Below are 19,618 nucleotides of genomic sequence, written 5' to 3' on the forward strand. Positions count from 1 at the left end.
CGGTCGGCGACTGCCCCTCAAGACTCCGCTTGCCGGTGAATCTCGTCGAGGTCACTCACTGTCGGGCCGTTGACGATGCGGACGGTCTTGCCCGACCGGACCACGCGGAACGTGTCGTTGAACTGGTCGTCCGCTGGGACGACATAGACGTTACTGCGGGGCTGGCTGGCACCGTGTTCCTCGGTCAGCGCCGCCCGGTATGCCTGTTCGAACTCGCTCGCGTCTTCCGCGGTATCCCAGCGGGTCTCCCAGACGTACCCGTAGCCGCCGGAGCCGTTGCGGTAGGGCACGACGAGGTCACCGCCCCAGCCAGCCGAGATATCGCTCTCGTAGCTGTAGCGGTCGCCCTCCGTCTGGCCGTTGTGGTACATCATCGCGTAGATTGAGGTCTCCCCGGCCGTGTCGCCGACCGGGTCGTGGTCGAAGCGGTTCCACTCGGCGGACGAGCGGTCCGCGATGCTGACGTTCACGGGCTCTTCGTCGGGATATTTCTCGGTGTGGAGCACCTGCTCGGTGCTGTCGGGGAAGTCGTCGTGGAGGGCGTCGACGGCGTCCCAGCCACCGTCAGAGCGAACCTGATCAATGAACCGCGGGCCGGTGACGTACGGCTGGTAGAGAACGGTGAACAGCCCCTCATTATAGCTCGGTTCCTGGCTTTCGGTATCGCCGTCGTTGCTTCCGCCGTCGCTGGTCCGGTCCGGGAGCGCGATACAGCCCCAGCCGTCACCACAGCGGCGCTCGTAGAGGATGCGGACGTAGTTGGCCTCGCCTTCGGTGACGCCCTGCCGAGACAGTTGCGTGTCCTGCGTTTCCGCGGAGCCGTTCAGCCCGAAGTGCTGGTCCTGCAGGGCGTGAACGAGTTCGTGTGAGAGCGTGCGCCGGTCGATCTGTGGCGTCTCCGTTGGGCTGACGATGACGATTTCGTCCTTGCTCGGCGAGTAGTAGCCCTGCACAGTCGTCGAAAGCGTATCGTCGATTTCGTCGCTGCTGCCGGAGTCCTCACCGATGAGCAGGAGCGCTTCCCACACCTGGTCGTTCCAGGGGTCCTGTGGACGACTGCTGTCGCCGCTGTTGTTGCCCCCAGACCGGTTCTGGTACTCGGCTCGGGAGATGACCGAAACCGGAACCGATTCTTTGAATTCCAAGTCACGGACCTGCTCGACGCGAGCCATCGTCCGGGCAACGACGGCCTCTCGCTCCGTCTCGTTCAGTCCGTCGTCGGTCGTCACTGACACCGAGTCATCGTACCAGTAGCCGTTCTCGTAGCCGATGGCGTCCTCGCCGGTCGGTGTCTCGGGGTGGTCGCTGCCGCCGAAGGACGGGACTGTACAGCCCGCTAGGACGACCGCCAGCGCGATGAGCAGTTCCTTACGCATCGTGGACCTCATCGAGTTCGTCGGCTGTCGGTGCGTTCACGATAGTGACGGTCTGCCCGTCGACCCTGACCGAAATAGCGTCGGTGTAGGGACTGTCTTCCTCGATGACCCAGTGGCCCTCCGCGGTTCGAGTGCCGCCCCAGTGAGCGATGACCGCCGTCCAGGCGTCGGCGAATTCGCGGGCATCGGCTTCGCTGGCCCAGGTCGTTTTCCAGACGTAGGCTGTCTCGTCACCGCTGGCGTAAACGTGCATCCGGCCGCCCTGCCAGCCGTCGGTCGCGGGCAGGTCGTAGTTGTACGGGTCATCGCTGTCCAGCGATCCGTCATCGTAGTTGATGACATCTCGCGTCCGGACGACGCTCGACTCGTTGTAGTCATCGGCGATGGTGTACGCCATCGACCCGGCGATGGCGGAGGGGCCGACAACGGCGTAGTCGGGTCGGTCGCGGTCGGTCGAGGGTCTGACCCGCCCCCAGTCGTCGCTGGACCGGTCCGCAAGCGAGACTGACTCGGGTTCCCACTCGGGGTAGCGCTCGGGGTACGTTACCTCAGTGGCCCCGTCGGGATGGTCGTCGTAAGCGTCATTGACGGCGCTCCAGCCGCCACGTTCTCGGAGATTTCCGATCAGGCCGGGCCCGTCGCTGTAGGGGAAATACTGCATGAAGTTGATGCCGAAGTGGCGGTCACCGCCACCACCGCCGCTCTGGGCAGGCCTGTCGATACAGCGCCATGCCTCGCCACAGCGGTCGGTGTAGGTCTGGGTGACAGCAACGGCATCGCCTTCGACCATGCCGTTCCGACCCTGTACCTGATCCCGCGTCCGCGCGTCACTTTCGAGGCCGAAGTGCTGGTCCTGCAGCGCGTGGACGAGTTCGTGGGCCAGCGTCCCCCGGCTAATCGTCGGTGTCTCCGATTCACTGACGATGACGATTTCACTTCGCTGGCTGCTGTAGTACCCCAGCACGCTCTCCCCGCGGTTGCTGTTCTGGACGGCGATGGAGTCGCGGTCCTCGCCGATGAAAAACAGCGCCTCGAACTTTACGTTGTCAAATCGACGCAGGGACTCACCGGTCTCGCCGCCGCCCGTGTTGTTGCGGTACTCGGCTCGCGAGACGACAGAAACCGGCACTGTCTCCTCGAACTCCAGACCGCGAATCTGCTCAACGCGGGCCATCGTTCGGGCAACGACGGCTTCCCGCTCCGTCTCGTTCAGTCCGTCATCGGTCGTTACTGACAGCGATTCGTTGTACCAGTAGCCGTTCTCGTAGCCCAGCCGGTCCGTTGCAGGCGCTGACGGGGCGGAGTCGTTGTTCCCGTAGTCGGTCGCGGGTTCGCTTGGTGTCAGATCAGCATTGTGTGACTCCGTCTGGTCGGGCGACACACTGGGTGCCTGACAGCCCGCCAGTAACAGCACAGCGGCACAGAGAACGACGAGGGCGAAAGGGCGGCGCATCTACTTTTACGGTGGGTTACCACAGTGAAAAGTCACACGCTAATCGTGAATGCATTCGCCGGCCAGAAAGAATTTCTGCGTCTGTTTGGGCCTTCCGTACCCCACCGTGGGAGTAACTTTCGTAGTCGCGCCCTGCCAAGGTTCCCGTATGGAACTCGACCCAGCACAGACCGCCCTGGTCGTCGTCGATATGCAGAACGGCTTCTGTCACCCCGATGGAAGCCTCTACGCACCGGACAGCGAAGCGGCTATCGAGCCTTGCGCCGAACTCGTCGACCGTGCCCGCGAAGCCGGCGCGAAGGTCGTGTTCACCCGAGACGTGCATCCGCCCGACCAGTTCGAGGACACCCACTACTACGATGAGTTCGACCGATGGGGCGAACACGTCGTTGAAGATTCTTGGGAGACCGAACTCGTCGACGAGGTCGACCCACAGGACGAGGACTTGATCGTCGTCAAGCACACCTATGATGCCTTCTACCAGACAGAACTGGAAGGGTGGCTCGACGCTCACGGTGTCAAGGACCTGGCTATCTGTGGCACGCTCGCGAACGTTTGCGTACTCCACACTGCCTCTAGCGCTGGCCTCCGTGACTACCGACCCATTCTTGTCGAGGACGCCGTCGGTTACATCGAGGACGAGCACCGCGAGTACGCACTGGACCACGCTGAGTGGCTGTTCGGCGAACTGACTGACCGAGGCGGCCTCACGTTTGCCTGACGGATGGCTGAGGACCCGGCCTACGAACAGGCGAAGCAGACCCACATTGAGCGCTACCGGGCGTCGTAGCTACGAGGAGTCGTCGCCGGCTGCGGCCCGCTGGATGGTCACCCGTACCTCGTCGCCAACGGCGAGGTCGATGTCCTCGCCAACGAGCTTCGCACCGAAGCGCTCGCGACCACAGAACAGCGCGATACCGGTTATCGGCTCGCCGTTTGCCAGCACGGTCACGTCGTCCCACGCGACCGTGCGGCCGTCGGCTGTCCCGACGTGCTGGCCTGCAAGAGCCGCGGCTCCAGCATTATCATCGCTCAGCAGGCCACCGCCCGAGTAGTGGGGCAAGCCGCCGTCGAGAATGCCCGAACCGTCGCCGCCAACATCGTTGGCGATGCCAACGAAGGAGTCACCGGGTGCCGGATGGGCAGGTTCGTCGAGTCGGACCCACGTTTCGCCGCCGTCGACGACGGTGCCAGTCCCGTCCCAGGACAGCGGCGTCACGTCGACGGCCACGTCGACCGGCAGTGAGCCCGACGCCCGATAGGGGTTCGCGTCGGGGTCGCGGAAGCCGAGGTGGATGTGGTTGGGGACCCACGGCGCGAAAAAGCCCGCCCGCACTAGCGCTCCGAGGTCGTCGCCGACAGCGACCGTCTCGCCGGGTTCGACGGCCGGGTTGACGTGCAGTAACCGCGCCACAGTGTCGCCGGTATCAATCAAGATGAGGTGGTCGTGCTCGGCCGCGTAGGCCTTTGGTGGGGCCTGAACCGTCTTCGTATCGACGACCTCGCCGGCGACCGGCGACGGCGCACGTTCGCCGTCGGGGTAGAGGTCGATAGCACATCCCTCGTCGTGGGCGTCGAACGGCGAGTTGTACAGGGAGAACCGGTAGTACTGGAAAAGCACATCCCGCGGTATCGTGACGGGCATCGACGGCGATTAGGGGTGTGTCGGTATGGCTCTGTCGTCCGAAGGTTCAAGAGCTATGCCGGGGCCACCGCTTCGCGTGCGCTGACGACGACCGCGGCGGGGGCAGCGGGTGTGCGACACGTCCCGCCGCGACGGCCATGTGTCGCCTGTTCGCTATCCACCGCTGCGGGGTCACCTGCTGGACCGGCGGACCGTTTTAATCCAACGGGACCGTACCGCTCGATTATGCGTCTGCTACGGGGCCGCGCCACCGACCCCGAAACCGACTTCGAGCGGACCCGCGAGATGGCCGAAACGGTCGCGGAAGACCGCGAGCCAGCCCTGCGAGTCTGGCGACCGCACAGACAGGTCGCGTTCGGCCGCCGTGACGCGAACAGCGACAGCTATGACCGAGCGTGCCGGGCCGCTCGCGACCGGGAGTACACTGTCATCGAGCGCGCCGTGGGGGGTCGCGCCGTCGCCTACACCGGGTCGACTGTCTCGTTCTCCCTCGCCGTCCCGACCGAGGACCCGCGAGGAACTATCGATGACCGCTACGAATGGGCCAAAGCCGCTGTGCAGCGCGCACTTGACGACTGCGGCATCACCGCCCGGACCGGGGAACCGGACGCCGCATTCTGTCCGGGGAGCCACTCGCTTCAGGCCGACGGTAAAGTCGTGGGGCTCGCCCAGCGTGTCCGCCAGTCTGTCGCTGTTGTCGGCGGCATCGTCGTCGTTCGAGACCACGAGGCTATCGCCGAGGCGCTGGCTCCCATCTACGAGGCACTCGATGTCCCGTTCGACCCACAGAGCGTCGGGAGCGTCGCCAACGCTGGGGGAACCGACGACCCCGAACAGGTCATCGCGGCGCTGGAGCGGCCGCTGGCTGACGGTCGCGACGTGTCGGTGAGCGCTATCCGAGAGACTTAGGGGTGCGCCCGGCCGACTGGGCGTATGCTCATCCGTAACGCGACGCTGCCGGACGGCCGCCAACGGGATGTCCGGGTTCGTGGCGAGTCCATCGCCGAGGTCGGCCGCGACCTCGACGCGTCCGACCAGCACGTCATCGAAGCGACCGGCAAGCGGTTGTTCCCGGGAATGATTGACGCGCACGTCCACTTCCGCCAGCCCGGCTACCCGCACAAGGAGACGTGGGAGAGTGGGTCCCGGTCCGCGGCGGCCGGTGGCGTTACGGCTGTCGTCGACCAGCCAAACACCGACCCGCCAACCATCGACGGCGAGTCGTTCGACCAGAAAGCCGAGTTCGCTGCCGACTCTGTCGTCGACTGGGGTATCAACGGCGGCGTCACGGCCGACTGGATTCCGAACGTCCTCCTGCGCCGTCGGCTGTTCGCACTCGGCGAAGTGTTCCTCGCGGACTCGACCGGCGACATGGGTATCGAGGCCGACCTGTTCGCGGATGCGCTGGAGGCTGCCACCGACAACGACGTGCCGGTCACCGTCCACGCCGAGGATGCCGACTACTTCAACGACGATGCCAAGGCTCGCGACGACGCCGACGCATGGAGCGCGTTCCGGACTGCAAAGGCCGAAGCGAAGGCCGTCAAGCGGGCCTGCGCCGTCGCGAAAGAGCACGACGCGACGATACACATCGCGCATACGTCCACGCCGGAGGGCGTCGACATCGCCAACGAGGCCGGGATGACGACCGAGGTGACGCCACACCACCTGTTGCTCTCTCGGCGCGACCTCTCGGAGCTGGGCACGTTCGGGCGGATGAACCCGCCCCTTCGCCGCGAAAAACGCCGTCAGAAGCTCTACGAGCGGGTCGTCGACGGCACCGTCGATATGATTGCGACGGACCACGCGCCACACACCCGCGAAGAGAAGGACGCCGGCATCTGGGACGCGCCGTCGGGCGTCCCTGGCGTTGAGACGGTCCTCCCGCTCCTACTGGCTGAAGCCCGTGACCCGGATAGCGGGCTCACCTACGAGCGTGTTCGGGACCTCACCGCACGCAATCCAGCCGACGTGTTCGGCCTGCCACAGAAGGGGGCCATTGAGGCCGGCAAGGACGCCGATCTCGTGCTCGTCGACACGACCGAGACGAGCAAAATCAACGGTGAGGCCCTGCACTCCAAGTGTGACTGGACGCCGTTCGAGGGCCGCGACGCGGTGTTCCCTGAGTGGACGATGGTCCGTGGGGCGGTCGTCTACGAGCGCGGCGACGCGCTGGAAGCTGACGATAGCACTGCTCAAGAGGACGTGTTCTACGACCATCAGGGCGAGAACGTCCGCGGTGCGGACAGCGAGCGGCTAGAATAACGCCGCGACGACGGACGTCCCGACCATTATCCCGCCGCCACCGCCACAGAGCCGGGCCATCGCTCGCCGCGAATCGCGTTCGGTCCAGTTGCTTCGTGTGTCCATGTGTTCTTGCATGGCTTCGATGCCGCGGCCGGCGAGTATCGACCCTGACCAGCCCAGTAGGCCAAAGCCGAACACCAGCGCGCCGAGGGCGAACACCGTTGCTTCACTCGACCGTGCATCACCGGTGTAGAGTGTCCAGCCCGCCATGCCGAGGCCACCAAGCAGGAGGCCGACGACCAGCCCGCTCCCCACCAGTCGCGCCCGGGCCGCGACGTACTGCCGGAGCCCCGGTGGGTCGCCGCTCTGGGCCATCAGTCGACCGCGTCGCGCATCCGCGGATCGAGCGCATCGCGCATCCCGTCACCGAGCAGATTGAACCCGAGGACGGTGATAGCGAGGAACAGCCCCGGGAAGAAGGAGAGCCACCACTCGCCAGTCAGCAGACCGTTCTCGACGCCGCGGGACAGCATCAGGCCCCACGATGGCGACCCGGCCTGTGCGCCGAACCCGAGGAACGACAGCGCCGCGAGGTCGATGATGGCGAGCCCGAAGTTCAGCGTGGACTGGACGGTGATCGGTGCGAGCGTGTTCGGCAGGATGTGCCGGACGAGAACTCGCGGGTCGGTCGCGCCAAGCGCAACCGTGGCGTCGACGTACTCGTCTTCGAGCACTTTGAGTGCGGCCCCGCGGACGACCCGGGCGAACCGCGGCGTGTACACCAGCACGAGTGCCGCCACGGCCCGCCAGAGTCCAAGATCACGCGGGAAGATTGCGACCAGCGCGAGCGCGAGCAACAGCGGCGGGAACGCCAGCAGCACGTCCATCGTCCGCATGATGACGTTGTCGGTCACGTCGCCGTAGTACGCCGCAATAATCCCCAGTCCGACGCCCACGGTCGTCGAGGTCCCGACCGTGATCGTCCCGAATTTCAGGGCCAGCCACGCACCGTATAGACTCCGCTTGTAGATGTCACGGGCCGCCGCGTCCGTGCCGAACAGCTGCTGGTTCGCGGGCGCGGGACCGAGCCAGCCGGGCGGTGCGCGGTCAGCAATTTCGGTGCCGAGCTGTGAGCCGGCAAGTGCGCCGAGATCGTATGTCACGCGGGCGTAGATGGCGACAGCGGCCATACTGAGGATGATCGTCAGCCCGACGACGGCGAGGCGGTTCGTCAGCAGGTCGGCGAGGAACGGGGACGCCCGCAGGCGTCCCAGCGTACCCCGTGTCTCGGTGTCCGTACTCATTGTTGGATCCGTGGGTCAAGGTAACTGTAGGTGACATCGACGAGGAGGTTCACGAGCGTGAACAGCAGGGCGAAGGTGAGCACCGTTCCCTGTACCACCGGGTAGTCCGAGACGCCGATAGCGTCGACGATAGTCAGCCCCATCCCGTTGATACCGAACACGGTTTCGGTCAGGACTGCGCCGCCCAGCAGCGTGCCGAACTGGATGCCGATGACGGTGACGACCGGAATCAGCGCGTTCCGGAAGCCGTGTTTCATCAGCGTGATCTTCGCGCCCTGACCTTTCGCCCGCGCAGTCCGGATGTAATCCTGCCGGATGACCTCGAGCATCGAGGAGCGCATCATCCGCGAGATGAGCGCCGTCGAGTAGACGCCGATGACCACTGCTGGCAGGAACAGGTGATGCGCCGCCGAGAGGAACGCCTCGGCGTTCCCAAGCAAAATGGTGTCGACAGTTATCATCCCGGTCAGTGGCAGCTCACGGCCGAGCAGCGTCCAAGTATCGGGCAGGAACAGCGTCGATTTGATGCGGCCACTGGTCGGGAACACGTCGAGGTACGTCGAGAACAACAGGATGAGCAGCGGTCCGGACCAGAATATCGGGACCGAGATACCAGTCAGCGCCCCGATCCGAGTGACGTGGTCGGTCAGTGAGTCCTGCTTGACCGCGGAGATGATGCCCAGCGGCAGCCCGAGCAGGATACCCGCTGCCTGACCGTAAATCGCGAGTTCGAGCGTGATCGGGAGTCGGTCCGAGATGACCGAGCGGACGCTGTTCCCGCGGCTAATGCTGTAGGACTGGCCGAAGTCGAATCGTGCCGCGTCCCACAGGAAGCCCAGGTACTGCTCCCAGAGCGGCCGCCGAAGTCCCAGTTCAACACGTATCTGTTCGAGCTGTTCGGCCGACGCCCGCTGGCCGGCGATAACGATAGCAGGGTCGCCTGGGGCGAGGTGCAGAATCGCGAAGACGACCGACGCCACGCCGAACAGCACCGGGATGAGCAACAGCAGTCGCTTGATGACGAACCGTGGCGGTACCACCGGCTCGATCAGCCTGAAAAGAAACTGTGTCCAGTTCATTCGAAAATTCACTTGAAGCGCTACTGCAACTCGACCGTGTTAAGATACGGGCCACCGACGGAGCTGATCGTGTAGGTGTCTTCGACGACAGCCTCGTTGACCGCCCGAAGCGTTTCGGCGTAGTCGAGGAACACCCACGGGGACTCGTCGTAGGCTATCTGGCTGGCCTCCTCGTACATCGTCTCGCGGTCGCCCTCTGCGTAGGTCTTCTGAGCTTCCCGGACGAGTTCCATGTAGTCGGTGTTGGCCCATCCGGAGACGTTGAGGGTGTTGTACCCGTCGGCGTCGAAACTGACCCAGTCTTGCCCGTCGGGGACGGCGTCCATCTCCACCTGCGGGTCCAGCAGGACGTACAGGAAGTTGTCCGGGTCGGCGTTGTCGGTGTACCAGCCGAGGAAACAGGCGTCGTGTTTCCCGGCCGACGTGTAGTCCAGATACGGTCCGAAGTTGGAGAACTGGTTGATGTTGACCGTCAGACCGATCTCCTCGAGATCTGATTTCACTTGATTCGCTGTGCTGACCGGGCTGGGGTTGTATCCCCGGGGGTTCGAGAACGTCGCGAGTTCGAACTCGAAGCCGTCACCGTAGCCCGCCTCTTCGAGCATCGATTGTGCCTGCTCCTTGTCCGTCGGATACGGGTCGAGGTCGTCGTTGTGCCCGAGCACGTCCGGCGGGAGCGGCTGGGAGGCCTGCGTTGCAAAGCCCTGGTAGATCTGGTTGACGATGGCCTCGGTGTTGACGGCATGGGCGATGGCCTGGCGGACCTGCCGGTTCCGGAACGGCTCGAACCGGGCCATGTTCATCGCCATGTAGCCGTGGTTGATGCCGTCCTTCCGCAACAGCGTCGCCGTTCCGCTTTCCTCGGCGCGCTGGAATCCGGAGGAATCGAGATTATCCGTGATGTGTGAGGCCCCGTTGATGACGTCCTGCACTCGCGTGCTGTTTTCGGTGATTGTTTTGAAGATGACCGTTCCGACGCTTGGGCCGTCTCCCCAGTAGTCGTTGTTGGCTGCCAGTCGGATGCGCTCGTTCGGGTTGTCGAGCGTGTCGAACTGGAAGGCCCCGGTGCCCGCGGGTTCGCTTCCGAGGTCGGCCTGGTTGTCGCCCAGCGATTCAATCTGGGCTTTCGAAAGGACTGCCGAGGCGAACATCGCGAGATTCCGCAGGAACGGCGCGAACTGCTGTGTAAGCTCAATCGTCAGCTCGTAGTCCTGGCTCGCGTCGACGCTTTCGATCCAGTCGCCAAGCGTGAACGGACCGTACCCCGACCGGGTATCGTCGCCGAGGTAGTACTCGTAGTCGCTCTGGGTGAACCGCTGCCAGGTCGCCTTGAAGTCCGACGCGGTGAACTCTTCGCCGTTGTGGAACATCACACCCTGTCGGAGCGTCAACGTCGCGGTGGTGCCCTCAAGAGTGTAGTCGGTCGCGAGTGCGTCCTCCAGCTGGCCGCCGCTCCCGGCTGCGAACTGGATGAGGGTATCAAACACCTGATTGGTGACCTTCGCCACCTCGCCGCTGGTCGACTGCTGCGGGTCGTAGTTCTCGGGGTGGTCACCGCGGGCGTACACGAGCGTCTGGTCGCTTCCGCCGTCGCCGCCGTCGCCGCCGTCGCTACCAGTGCCGTCGCCGCCGTCTCCACCTTCGGTGCCGCCACCGTCGCCACCGTCGCCGGAACAACCTGCGAGCGTTGCGGCTGCCGCGGCACTGCCGGCCGCGGTAAGGAAGCTCCGCCTGTCCAGAGAATCACCGGATGACATGGAACTTTCTTCAAACAGATCTATTATAATTGTACCGGATAGATCAATGATTCAGTTATATATCTACTGAGCGTTATGTGCAGCTAAGTAATATTAGTCAGTTGCTGTCTCTCTCCTCCTGTTCGTAAAGATGACAGGCCGCTGGATGGGAGTCCGTCTGGAGTTCAGGGTGCTGTGTCTCACAGACGCTTTCGAATCGATCCCGTAGCACCGATGCGGCGGCGTCCCAGTCCTCGTCTGCGAGATGCTCAATCGACGTTTCGACGACGCGGCGGTTCTCCCCGGTCAGGCTCGTTTCGAAGAACCGGTCGAACATCGTCTGTTTGAACGCTGCCATCGGTACCTCTCCCCTGCCGCTCGGCGGCTCGGTGAGGTCCGCGCCACCGTCCGTCGCCGCTGTGGCACTGTCGTCGTTTCCGGCCTGCTTCCGAACTGCATCGATGGTGATGGCCTCGTCTTCGACCCGTTGCCGGTAGTCCATTACCTCGCGATACGTCTCCTGCTCGATATCGATATTCGGCGGGATGACCTCGGGACAGCGAGTCCGGAAGTGACAGCCTGACGGCGGGTCAATCGGTGACGGGACATCGCCTTTCAGCAGTATCCGATCGGCCTCCACGGTCGGGTCCGGTTCCGGGATGGCCGACATGAGCGCCCGCGTGTAGGGGTGTTTCGGGTCCGCGAACAGGTCCGGCGTGTCGGCGACTTCGACCACCTCGCCGAGATACATCACCGCGACCCGGTCACAGATGTGGCGCACCACAGAGAGGTCGTGGGCGATGAACAGATACGTCAAGCCGAACTCATGCTGGAGGTCCTCCAGAAGGTTGATTATCTGGGCCTGCACGCTCACGTCCAGCGCCGAAACGGGTTCGTCACAGACGATGAAATCGGGATCGACGGCGAGCGCACGAGCGATGCCGACCCGCTGGCGCTGTCCGCCAGACAGTTCGTGCGGGTAGCGGTCGTACTGGTCTGGGTCGAGCCCCACCGCCTCCATGAGGTCGGCTACGCGGTCGACCCGCTGTTCGCGGCGTGAGCCGTCACCGGTGTCTTCCGGGAGGTCGTGGATCTTCAGCGGCTCCATGATCGTCTGGCCGACGGTCATCCGCGGGTCGAGGCTGGACATCGGGTCCTGGAAGATCATCTGCAGGTCCCGACGCACCTCTCGCAGGCCACTTTTATCAAGCTCCGAAAGGTCTTGCCCGGCGAAAACTACTTTCCCATCTGTCGGTTCGAGTAGCCGGAGGATGGTCCGGCCGGTCGTCGATTTCCCACAGCCGGACTCGCCGACGAGTCCCAGCGTCTCGCCCTCGTAGATGTCCATCGACACGCCGTCGACGGCCTTGACCGACTCCGGTTCGCGGCCGATGTACTTGTCCAGCAGGTCGTCGGCCCGCGAGAAGTGTTTTTTCAGCCCGTCGACCTCCATGAGCTGTCTGTCCGTTCGCGTCGTCTCCGTCGCGGCGACGCCGGCGTCGCCGGTGCCGTATTCGTCCGTATCGAACGATTGGTGGATGCACTTCGAGCGGTGGGTGACATCGTCCGGACCGTGCTGGAGAGACGGAATCTCGCCCTCACGACACTCGGGTTCGGCCCACGGACAGCGGTCGGCGAAGTGACAGCCTTCGGGCATATCGATGAGGCTGGGGACGTTCCCCTCGATTGGAGTCAGCCGCTCCGTTCCCTCGCCCGGTATCGATTCCAGCAGCGTGTACGTGTACGGGTGTGATGGGTTCTGGAATATCTCCTCGACTGGTCCCTCCTCGACGATCTCGCCGGCGTACATCACGGCGACGCGGTCGCAGGTCTCCGCGACGACGCCGAGGTCGTGCGTGATGAACAGCACCGACATCCCGAGGTCCGCCTGCAGGTCGTCGAGGAGGTCCAGAATCTGTGCCTGAATGGTCACGTCGAGCGCCGTCGTCGGCTCGTCGGCGACCAGCAGTTTCGGCCGGCACGCCAGCGCGATGGCGATGAGCACGCGCTGGCGCATCCCGCCGGAGAACTCGTGGGGATACTCGTTGACGCGGTCGGCCGGTTCCGGGATACCGACCTCCTCCAGCAGCGAGATAACGTCAGACCGGATCTCCTCGTCCATCTTGCCGCCCCGGCTGATCGAGGGCGTGATCTCACGGACGGCGTTGAACCACGAGTCGTTTCGCTTGTTCCCGTAGCGGTGAAGGCGCAGGCTCTCCGCGACCTGCTCGCCGACCGTTATTGCGGGGTTCAGCGACGTCATCGGGTCCTGGAAGATCATCCCCATATCGCCGCCGCGGATGTCCCGCATCACCCGCTCCGGGGCTGCCGTCAGGTCGACGTAGCCGTCAGTAATCGTGACGGGTGCGTCACCAGTCTCCGGGAGGGCCTTCTTCGGGGCCTTCTGAATGAACTGCTTGGCCAGCGTCCGGTCATCGGCCGTCGTCTCAAGCGATGCGGGGAGCCGACTCCGGTCGACCGTCGCCGCCTCGATGGTGATGAAACCGCTGTCACTGTCGGCCGTCCGTACTTCCTTCGGATACTGCCGAGACAGTCGTGTGACTGTCCCAAGTGCGCCGAATCGAATCTCCCCACCGGCGATGTGCCCGGGCTCGTCGATGATATCCATTGCCGACAACGCTGTGACAGATTTCCCCGATCCGGATTCGCCGACCAGCCCGACGGTTTCCCCCTCCCTGACAGTGAGGTCGATGCCGTCGACGGCTTTGACGGTGCCGCGGTCCGTCTCGAACTGGGTTCGGAGGTCGGATAATGTTAAGAGGTCGCGCATCTGCCACCCACTTCTCAAAATACCAGTAAAACTGTTGTGCCACTATCCCACCAACAATTTATCCCGGCCGCCGCCACACTCGACGTATGAACGACCCTGTCGACCCCGAGTCTAACCCCTTCGACCGTGTCGTCGGTCACTGGGAGCAGGTCATCGAGGACATGGCGGCCACGGCGACACAGTACCGCGACGACGGGCGCGAGGCCATCGAACTTCACCCCGGCGACGTGACGGTGCTGACCGGTGAGCCGCGGACGATGGCCGAACAGACTGGCGAGTACGAGCCCGAAACTCGGCGGCTCGGCTTCGATGTCGTGGTTCCCGGCGACGAGTTCCGGCGGGTCGCCGACGCCCTCGAAGACCGTACCGTCGACCGCTCCGAGGTGTTCCGGGCGACCGACGACGGGATGGTGTTCCTGCTTGTCGCGCTGGAATGTGGTGACGACCTCGCCGTGCTCGTGCCGCTGTACTACGACCAGACCGACCGCGCGGACCTCTCGCAGGTCGCCGCCGACCACGGACTGTACTCACACATCCGACCGCTCACCGACGACGAGGTGGTTACCGTCACCCACGAGGACCCAGAGCCGTTCTTCCCCGACTGAAAGCCAGTTCTGGATCGGTCACCGACTGCTCGACGACGACTGCTCGCGCACCCGGGTCAATCGGTACGCCGGCACGTCGAAGACGATGCCATAGAGCACCCGGTTGCCGATGACACCGACACCGAAGCCCGAGAGAACGGCCGCGAGTACGAGTGTCACCGACACCTCGGAAAGCGTCATGAGGCCGGCGACAACCCCGGAAAGCACGATGAACGCCGCCAGTGCGGCGACCTCCGGGTAGACGCCCGGGACCGCGTCGTGTTCGACGACAGCCACCGTGATCCCCGTCAGGAGGCCGAACCCGACAACCACCGGCAGTACGTCGAACAGGGCTGTCCCTGCCTCAGCATAGCCAAGCACCGCGCCGCCGATGCCGATGGCCAGGTCGGTCCGCAGCACTTTCTGTGTCGCTTCGTGGACCGACATCGACGGCTGTGCGTCGGGGTCGATGTCGTCCATCTCAGCCGTGGCTACTCGTCAACTTGGAATTCATTGCCACACTCCGGACAACACACCTCGTCGTGTCGCAGCGCCGCCGACTGCTCGCGGACCTCCCGCATCACCGAGGAAATCCGGTCTTCGGCCTCCATCTCGTCCTCAACGGCGAGGTCGACGCCCTCGACTTCGAGGAGGAATTTTGCGACCTCGGTGGCCTCGTACATCACGTCGTCAAGGTCCTCGGCGGTGAAGAAGTCACACATCGCACCGTAGAGGAACGTCGCGCCGGCTTTCCGGACCTTGTCTTCGAAGGCGGCGCGGGCCTGATTGACCGCCTGTGGCGTGTACGTGTCCGTCATGAACGGGACGAGTTCGGGGAGGTTCTCCCCGATCTTCGTCATTTCGACGCCAGTTTCGGTCCGGAAGTCGGCACAGAGCCGGGCGATAGCCCACTCGCGGGCGGTGATGTACGTCCGGTCCCGGAGGAAGTCGTTCGCGCGGTCGTAGGTCCCGCCCTCGATTTTCTTGAAGCGGTCGTACTTCTGTACGTCGGACGGGATGTCACTGGCTTCGGACACCGCCGTCTCGCTGGCTTGCTCGGCCGGTGCTGTCTGTTCAGTGGCCGAGTCAGCAGGGCCGCTCCCTGTGGTGCCGTCGTCGGCCCCGTCATCCGCGGCCGCCGGGTCGTCCGACTGGTCTCCGGCCGATCCGTCGTCTGCCGCCTCGACATCTGTCTCGTCCGGCGGTGCGCCCTCAGTCATAGCCGGGAATGCGTGCCCGCGGTGAAAAAGGGTATCGCCGCCGCCCCGCTGTCATGGTCTTTTCCCGACAGTTCAGCCGGGTGGCTTTTTTACCGCTCCCATGCATGGCCCGACTATGAAACTACTGCTCGGTGTCGGGGGCAGCGAACTGTCCTACCAGGCACTGACCGAGACACTCGAACGCGTATCGGAAACAGGCGACGAGCTGACCGTCGCTGTCTTCGAAAACGGCGACATTGACGCCGACCTCGAGACGGTCAAGCAGCGGATACAGGAGCAGATCGACGAAAGCGGGCTCGAGCCGCCGATCCGCCACGTCGAAGGCACTTCACCGGGCAGCGAGCTGGTGAACATCGCCGAGAGCGAAGAGTTCGATAGAATCGTCCTCGGCGGTGGCGGCCGCTCGCCGCTCGGGAAGATACAGCTCGGCCCCATCGTCGAGTTCGTCCTGCTGAACGCACAGACGCCAGTGACTCTCATCCGATGACTCGCACGTATCCAGACGAACCCGCCGAAGAGTTCCCACAGCCACCGCGGACGATCACCGACCGTGAGGACCGTTCCATCGACGTCATCCCTGCGGACGACGCCGACACGGAGAGCCTCGTCGAGATGTATCTCGACTTCGACCCCGCCGACCGGGCGCAGGGCATCCCACCGGTCAAAGAGGACGCCATCCGCGAGTGGCTCGAAACGATCCTTGACGGCGACTGTGTCAACGTCGTCGCCAAACACGACGATACTGTCGCCGGCCACGCGACGCTGGTCCCGGACAACGAGGACGAGCACGAACTCGCTATCTTCGTGTTACAGGCCTACCAAGGCGCTGGTATCGGGACGGCGCTGGTCGAGACGCTGCTGGGGTACGGCCAGACCGAGGGCATCGACCACGTCTGGCTCACCGTCGAGCGGTGGAACGACCCGGCGATATCGCTGTACGAGAAGGTCGGATTCGAGATCAGTAGCGCCGAGAGCTTTGAAATAGAGATGGCGATTCGGCTTTAAACGGTAAGGACCGGCTGGCTGGCGTACTCGATGACGTAGATTGCCGCGCGCCCGACGGCCTTTTCGCCTTCGCTTCTTTCCTCGCGCGGGACGACGATGAAGTCCGCGTCGACGTCCTCTGCCACGTCAAGGACGACGCTGCCCGGTGTCTGCATCAGTCGTGTCTCGGAGAACGCGGTCGCGGACGACGTTTCGAACGTGCCGTCGTGGACGTCGCGGAACCGTTCCCGGATGCTCTCGGTGAACGCTCGATGCTCCTCGGCAATCGCGGTTGCGCTCACGTCGCCGCTGTCGATATCCTGGTGGAGCCGTTCGTCGATGACGAACAGCAGGTGGAGATCGGCGTCGTACCGCTCCGCGACGGCGATCGCGTACTCGGCCGCTCGTTCCGACTGGTCGCTGCCGTCGACCGGCGCGAGTACGAGGTCGATGTCCATCACTCGCCAGTGCGGCCCCGGCCGGCAAAAATCCACCGGGGTTCGAGCCGGCGGCGTCGTGTCATCCGGTGAGTCCCTCGCCGTGACCAACAGTGTATTTAGTCGCGGCTTCGATGCGTGGTGTATGTTCGATACGGTGGTCATCGCCACGGACGGCTCCGGCAGCGCAGAGCGGGCCGTCGAAGCAGCGCTGGACCTGGCAGCGCGCTTCGACGCAACTGTCCACGGGCTGTACGTCGTCGACACCGGCGAGGTCGAGACGACTCCCGAAGAGGTTCGCGAGGCGCTGGAGCGCGCGCTGGCGACCACTGGCGGCCGCGCCCTCTCGTTCATTCTGGAGGCCGCTGACGCCGAGGCAGACGAGGAGCTCGTCACTGCCGTCCGGGAGGGCAATCCGGCCGACGAAATCTGCAAGTACGCGGTGGAGCACGACGCCGATGTCATCGTCAGCGGGACCCGCGGCCGCCACGGCGAACACGGCTACCTGCTGGGCAGCGTCGCCGAAGAACTCGTCCGTGAGGCCCCGATGCCGGTGCTGACGGTCCGCCAGCTCGAAGGCGAACCCAACCCCGAGCGGGAGGACGTGTAACGGAACCCGACGGCTTCTTGACGCCCCGCCCGCTTGCAGGGGCATGGACGATTGGCTCATCGACGACGACCGTCTCTCTATCGGCCGCAAATCCGTACTCCCCGGTGAGGGGTTCTTTATCCCGGATTCCTACGAGGAAGAGCAAGCCGAAGCCGAGGCCGCTGAGACACTGCAGGACGCTAGCGTCATCGTTATCGCCGACCCCGACGCTGACGGACTGGCCTGTACCGCGCTGATCCGCGAGGCCCACGGCGAGGGCGCACTGCTGCCCGCCGGCCCGCACGAACTCACGGAAGCGCTCGAATGGACCGCCGAGTACGCCGACCCCGACGCGACCGTCTTCATCTGTGACCTCTGTCCCGACCGCGAGTCTGACATCGCCCCCCTTGACGCGCTGGTCGACACCGTCGAACAGGTCGTCTGGTTCGACCACCACCAGTGGCCTGACGACCTCGCCGACGACGTGGACGCGGCCGGCGTCGAGCGCACTGTCGGTGACTCCGACGAAGTGTGTACCGCCGACGTAGCGCTGTCGGAACTCGACTACGACTTCGACGAGCAGTGGGCCGACCTCGCCGCCGTCACCCGCGACCACGACCTCTGGATACGGGACGACCCTCGCAGCGACGACCTCGCTGACCTGTCCTACTGGAGCGAACCCGAGGAGTACATTGAGGCGGTTCGCGACCACGGCCCCGACCTCTCGCCGGAGTTCCACGAGTTCCTTGAGGAGAAGCGCGTCGAGAAAGAGGCGCTCATCGAGAAAGCCGTTGAGCGGGCCGAACTCCGCGACGTAGGCGAGTGGACGGTCGGCGTCACCTACGGCCGCTGCTCGCAGAACGAGGTCGCCGAAGCCCTCCGCGAGCAGGGCGCGGACGCCGCCGTCATCGTCAAGCCCGCCGGTTCCGCCTCGATCCGCGGAACGGACAGCTTTGAGCGCGCCCACGAAGTCGCTCAGCAGGTCAACGGCGGCGGCCACCCGAAAGCCGCGGGCTGCAAGCCCGACATCTACGACGACATGATGGATTACGCTCACCATTGGACGACACAGGGTGCGGTAGCGAAACAGGCTATCGTCGATGCTTTCCGGCGATTGCCCGAGGAAGAAGCGGAAGGCGTCGATACCGACCGATAGACGGACCCGCGACCGACGTAGACGGTGTTTTGCCGCCTGACACAACGTTGATTTGCCCCTCAGCCGTCACTTCTGGGTGATGCCCAAGTCCCTCCACACGCGAATCGCGCGCGAAACAGCTGTGCGACAGCGACTCGGAAGCGCCGTCGCTGTCGGTGTGACGCTGTACGTTCTCGACGGGTCGGTACGGTATGCCGCAGTCGCGGCAACGCTCGCCTTCTGTGTCTGGCTCGTCGCCGATGTCGCCCAGGCCGCTGTCGGCGACTACGCCGACCACGTGGTGTTCGGGCTCCTCGTGTTCGGTTTCGCGGCGTACACGGTCGAAGCCGCCGGCCCGACGTGGATCGTCGTCTCGGGGGCGCTCCTCGGCTGCTGGTTCGTGATTGACGGCGTCCAGCACCTCCGGCACGGCGTCACCCGCGATGAGGTCGGGGTACCGTACTCACACGACGGCAGTCCCGTTACGGGCCTGCCGAAGGCATTGCTCGTCCGGCTGGCTGAACCGTTCCTGCTGTAAGCTACTCCCCGACGACCCACTTGTCGCTGTACCGTTCCCCGCAGGCACACACCGCGTAGGCGTGGACCACGTCGCCCTCGGCGTAGAGGCCGCCCACGTCTTCGTTCTGTTCTTCGGCGAAGGCGAAGACAAAGCGGGTCGTGTGGTTGCTCTCCGGTTCTTCCTCGGCGACCGGACAGACCGCGTCGGTCAGGTCATCGTGAATGTCGCCCTCAGTGCCCATCGCCTCTTGGGCCAGTCCCATCGGGTCGATGCCTGTCGCCGACTGGAACGCACTCCGGCCGTCGTCGCCCGGCAGGACGAGGACGTGGCCGTCCTCGACCTCGTCGGCGTACTCGGCCAGTGCGCCCGGGTTCGAGACAGCGTCCTCGTGGAGGAAGAACAGCACGTCTTCAGGCCGCTCACCCGCCAGAAACTCCGTGTGTTTGGTCATGCAGAGAGGGACTCACTCGCCGGGCAAAAGTGCCGCGTTCCTTCCACAGGTCACTGTCCGGTCATAG

General features: G+C 64.6%; 21 protein-coding genes. 9 read left to right on the forward strand and 12 right to left on the reverse strand.

Annotation, left to right across the window (positions count from 1 at the left end; all coding sequences use genetic code 11):
• Positions 1–17: 17 nt before the first annotated feature.
• Both AV059_RS09655 and AV059_RS09660 read right to left on the reverse strand, forming a co-directional pair.
• A complete protein-coding gene (locus tag AV059_RS09655; RefSeq protein WP_058994210.1) occupies positions 18–1,376 on the reverse strand; it encodes an Hvo_1808 family surface protein in 1,359 nt (452 codons plus the stop codon).
• Entirely contained in the window at positions 1,369–2,829 is a 1,461-nt protein-coding gene (locus AV059_RS09660) for an Hvo_1808 family surface protein (RefSeq protein WP_058994211.1), read from the reverse strand. The genes AV059_RS09655 and AV059_RS09660 overlap by 8 nt, the downstream gene beginning before the upstream one ends.
• Positions 2,830–2,977: 148 nt before the next feature.
• Between AV059_RS09660 and AV059_RS09665 the strand changes: the two genes are divergently transcribed.
• A complete protein-coding gene (locus AV059_RS09665; protein ID WP_058994212.1) occupies positions 2,978–3,550 on the forward strand; it encodes a cysteine hydrolase family protein in 573 nt (190 codons plus the stop codon).
• A 69-nt stretch (positions 3,551–3,619) separates the two neighbouring features.
• Here AV059_RS09665 and AV059_RS09670 read toward each other — a convergent pair whose 3' ends face one another.
• Positions 3,620–4,474, reverse strand: a complete 855-nt coding sequence (locus AV059_RS09670) for a hypothetical protein (protein ID WP_058994213.1) — start codon at positions 4,472–4,474, stop codon at positions 3,620–3,622.
• Between the two features lie 225 nt (positions 4,475–4,699).
• Here AV059_RS09670 and AV059_RS09675 point away from each other — a divergent pair, with 225 nt between their 5' ends.
• Positions 4,700–5,383 carry a lipoate--protein ligase family protein gene (locus tag AV059_RS09675; protein ID WP_058994214.1) on the forward strand — a complete coding sequence of 228 codons (684 nt, stop codon included), beginning with the start codon at positions 4,700–4,702 and terminating at the stop codon, positions 5,381–5,383.
• A gap of 24 nt (positions 5,384–5,407) precedes the next feature.
• Complete coding sequence (locus tag AV059_RS09680) at positions 5,408–6,739, forward strand: dihydroorotase (protein WP_058994215.1); 1,332 nt, start codon at positions 5,408–5,410, stop codon at positions 6,737–6,739.
• Here AV059_RS09680 and AV059_RS09685 read toward each other — a convergent pair.
• From AV059_RS09685 to AV059_RS09705, 5 genes are all read right to left on the reverse strand, one after another.
• Positions 6,731–7,096: a hypothetical protein gene (locus AV059_RS09685; protein WP_058994216.1), complete on the reverse strand. Its 366-nt coding sequence runs from the start codon at positions 7,094–7,096 to the stop codon at positions 6,731–6,733. The genes AV059_RS09680 and AV059_RS09685 overlap by 9 nt on opposite strands.
• Positions 7,096–8,025 (reverse strand): ABC transporter permease, encoded by a 930-nt coding sequence (locus AV059_RS09690; RefSeq protein WP_058994217.1) that lies wholly within the window; start codon positions 8,023–8,025, stop codon positions 7,096–7,098. The genes AV059_RS09685 and AV059_RS09690 overlap by 1 nt, the downstream gene beginning before the upstream one ends.
• Positions 8,022–9,104, reverse strand: a complete 1,083-nt coding sequence (locus tag AV059_RS09695; protein ID WP_079990751.1) for an ABC transporter permease — start codon at positions 9,102–9,104, stop codon at positions 8,022–8,024. The genes AV059_RS09690 and AV059_RS09695 overlap by 4 nt, the downstream gene beginning before the upstream one ends.
• 20 nt (positions 9,105–9,124) lie before the next feature.
• Positions 9,125–10,861: an ABC transporter substrate-binding protein gene (locus tag AV059_RS09700; RefSeq protein ID WP_058994218.1), complete on the reverse strand. Its 1,737-nt coding sequence runs from the start codon at positions 10,859–10,861 to the stop codon at positions 9,125–9,127.
• A 97-nt stretch (positions 10,862–10,958) separates the two neighbouring features.
• A complete protein-coding gene (locus AV059_RS09705; protein WP_058994219.1) occupies positions 10,959–13,631 on the reverse strand; it encodes an ABC transporter ATP-binding protein in 2,673 nt (890 codons plus the stop codon).
• A gap of 86 nt (positions 13,632–13,717) precedes the next feature.
• On the opposite strand from AV059_RS09705, the gene AV059_RS09710 reads away from it, so the two are divergent.
• Positions 13,718–14,236, forward strand: coding sequence for a hypothetical protein (locus AV059_RS09710; protein ID WP_058994220.1), 519 nt, complete (start codon positions 13,718–13,720; stop codon positions 14,234–14,236).
• A gap of 18 nt (positions 14,237–14,254) precedes the next feature.
• Here AV059_RS09710 and AV059_RS09715 read toward each other — a convergent pair whose 3' ends face one another.
• Together AV059_RS09715 and AV059_RS09720 are read right to left on the reverse strand one after the other, a co-directional pair.
• Positions 14,255–14,695 (reverse strand): hypothetical protein, encoded by a 441-nt coding sequence (locus AV059_RS09715; protein WP_058994221.1) that lies wholly within the window; start codon positions 14,693–14,695, stop codon positions 14,255–14,257.
• A gap of 11 nt (positions 14,696–14,706) precedes the next feature.
• Positions 14,707–15,435, reverse strand: a complete 729-nt coding sequence (locus AV059_RS09720) for a DUF5806 family protein (RefSeq protein ID WP_058994222.1) — start codon at positions 15,433–15,435, stop codon at positions 14,707–14,709.
• A gap of 115 nt (positions 15,436–15,550) precedes the next feature.
• On the opposite strand from AV059_RS09720, the gene AV059_RS09725 reads away from it, so the two are divergent.
• Positions 15,551–15,922 (forward strand): universal stress protein, encoded by a 372-nt coding sequence (locus AV059_RS09725; RefSeq protein ID WP_058994223.1) that lies wholly within the window; start codon positions 15,551–15,553, stop codon positions 15,920–15,922.
• Positions 15,919–16,440 (forward strand): GNAT family N-acetyltransferase, encoded by a 522-nt coding sequence (locus tag AV059_RS09730; protein ID WP_058994224.1) that lies wholly within the window; start codon positions 15,919–15,921, stop codon positions 16,438–16,440. The genes AV059_RS09725 and AV059_RS09730 overlap by 4 nt, the downstream gene beginning before the upstream one ends.
• Here AV059_RS09730 and AV059_RS09735 read toward each other — a convergent pair.
• Positions 16,437–16,877: a universal stress protein gene (locus tag AV059_RS09735; protein ID WP_058994225.1), complete on the reverse strand. Its 441-nt coding sequence runs from the start codon at positions 16,875–16,877 to the stop codon at positions 16,437–16,439. The two genes, AV059_RS09730 and AV059_RS09735, sit on opposite strands and share 4 nt — an antisense overlap.
• 124 nt (positions 16,878–17,001) lie before the next feature.
• Here AV059_RS09735 and AV059_RS09740 point away from each other — a divergent pair, with 124 nt between their 5' ends.
• From AV059_RS09740 to AV059_RS09750, 3 genes are all read left to right on the forward strand, one after another.
• Positions 17,002–17,466, forward strand: a complete 465-nt coding sequence (locus tag AV059_RS09740) for a universal stress protein (RefSeq protein ID WP_058994226.1) — start codon at positions 17,002–17,004, stop codon at positions 17,464–17,466.
• A 43-nt stretch (positions 17,467–17,509) separates the two neighbouring features.
• Positions 17,510–18,601, forward strand: a complete 1,092-nt coding sequence (locus tag AV059_RS09745; RefSeq protein WP_058994227.1) for a DHH family phosphoesterase — start codon at positions 17,510–17,512, stop codon at positions 18,599–18,601.
• A 79-nt stretch (positions 18,602–18,680) separates the two neighbouring features.
• The gene (locus tag AV059_RS09750; protein ID WP_058994228.1) at positions 18,681–19,118 is read left to right on the forward strand and encodes a hypothetical protein; all 438 of its coding nucleotides are present in this window, start codon (positions 18,681–18,683) and stop codon (positions 19,116–19,118) included.
• A gap of 1 nt (position 19,119) precedes the next feature.
• On the opposite strand, the gene AV059_RS09755 is transcribed toward AV059_RS09750, so the two are convergent.
• Positions 19,120–19,551 (reverse strand): DUF5807 family protein, encoded by a 432-nt coding sequence (locus AV059_RS09755; protein WP_058994229.1) that lies wholly within the window; start codon positions 19,549–19,551, stop codon positions 19,120–19,122.
• Positions 19,552–19,618: the final 67 nt, after the last annotated feature.

Origin of the sequence: Haloarcula sp. CBA1127 (assembly GCF_001485575.1) — an archaeon.
Lineage (GTDB): Archaea > Halobacteriota > Halobacteria > Halobacteriales > Haloarculaceae > Haloarcula.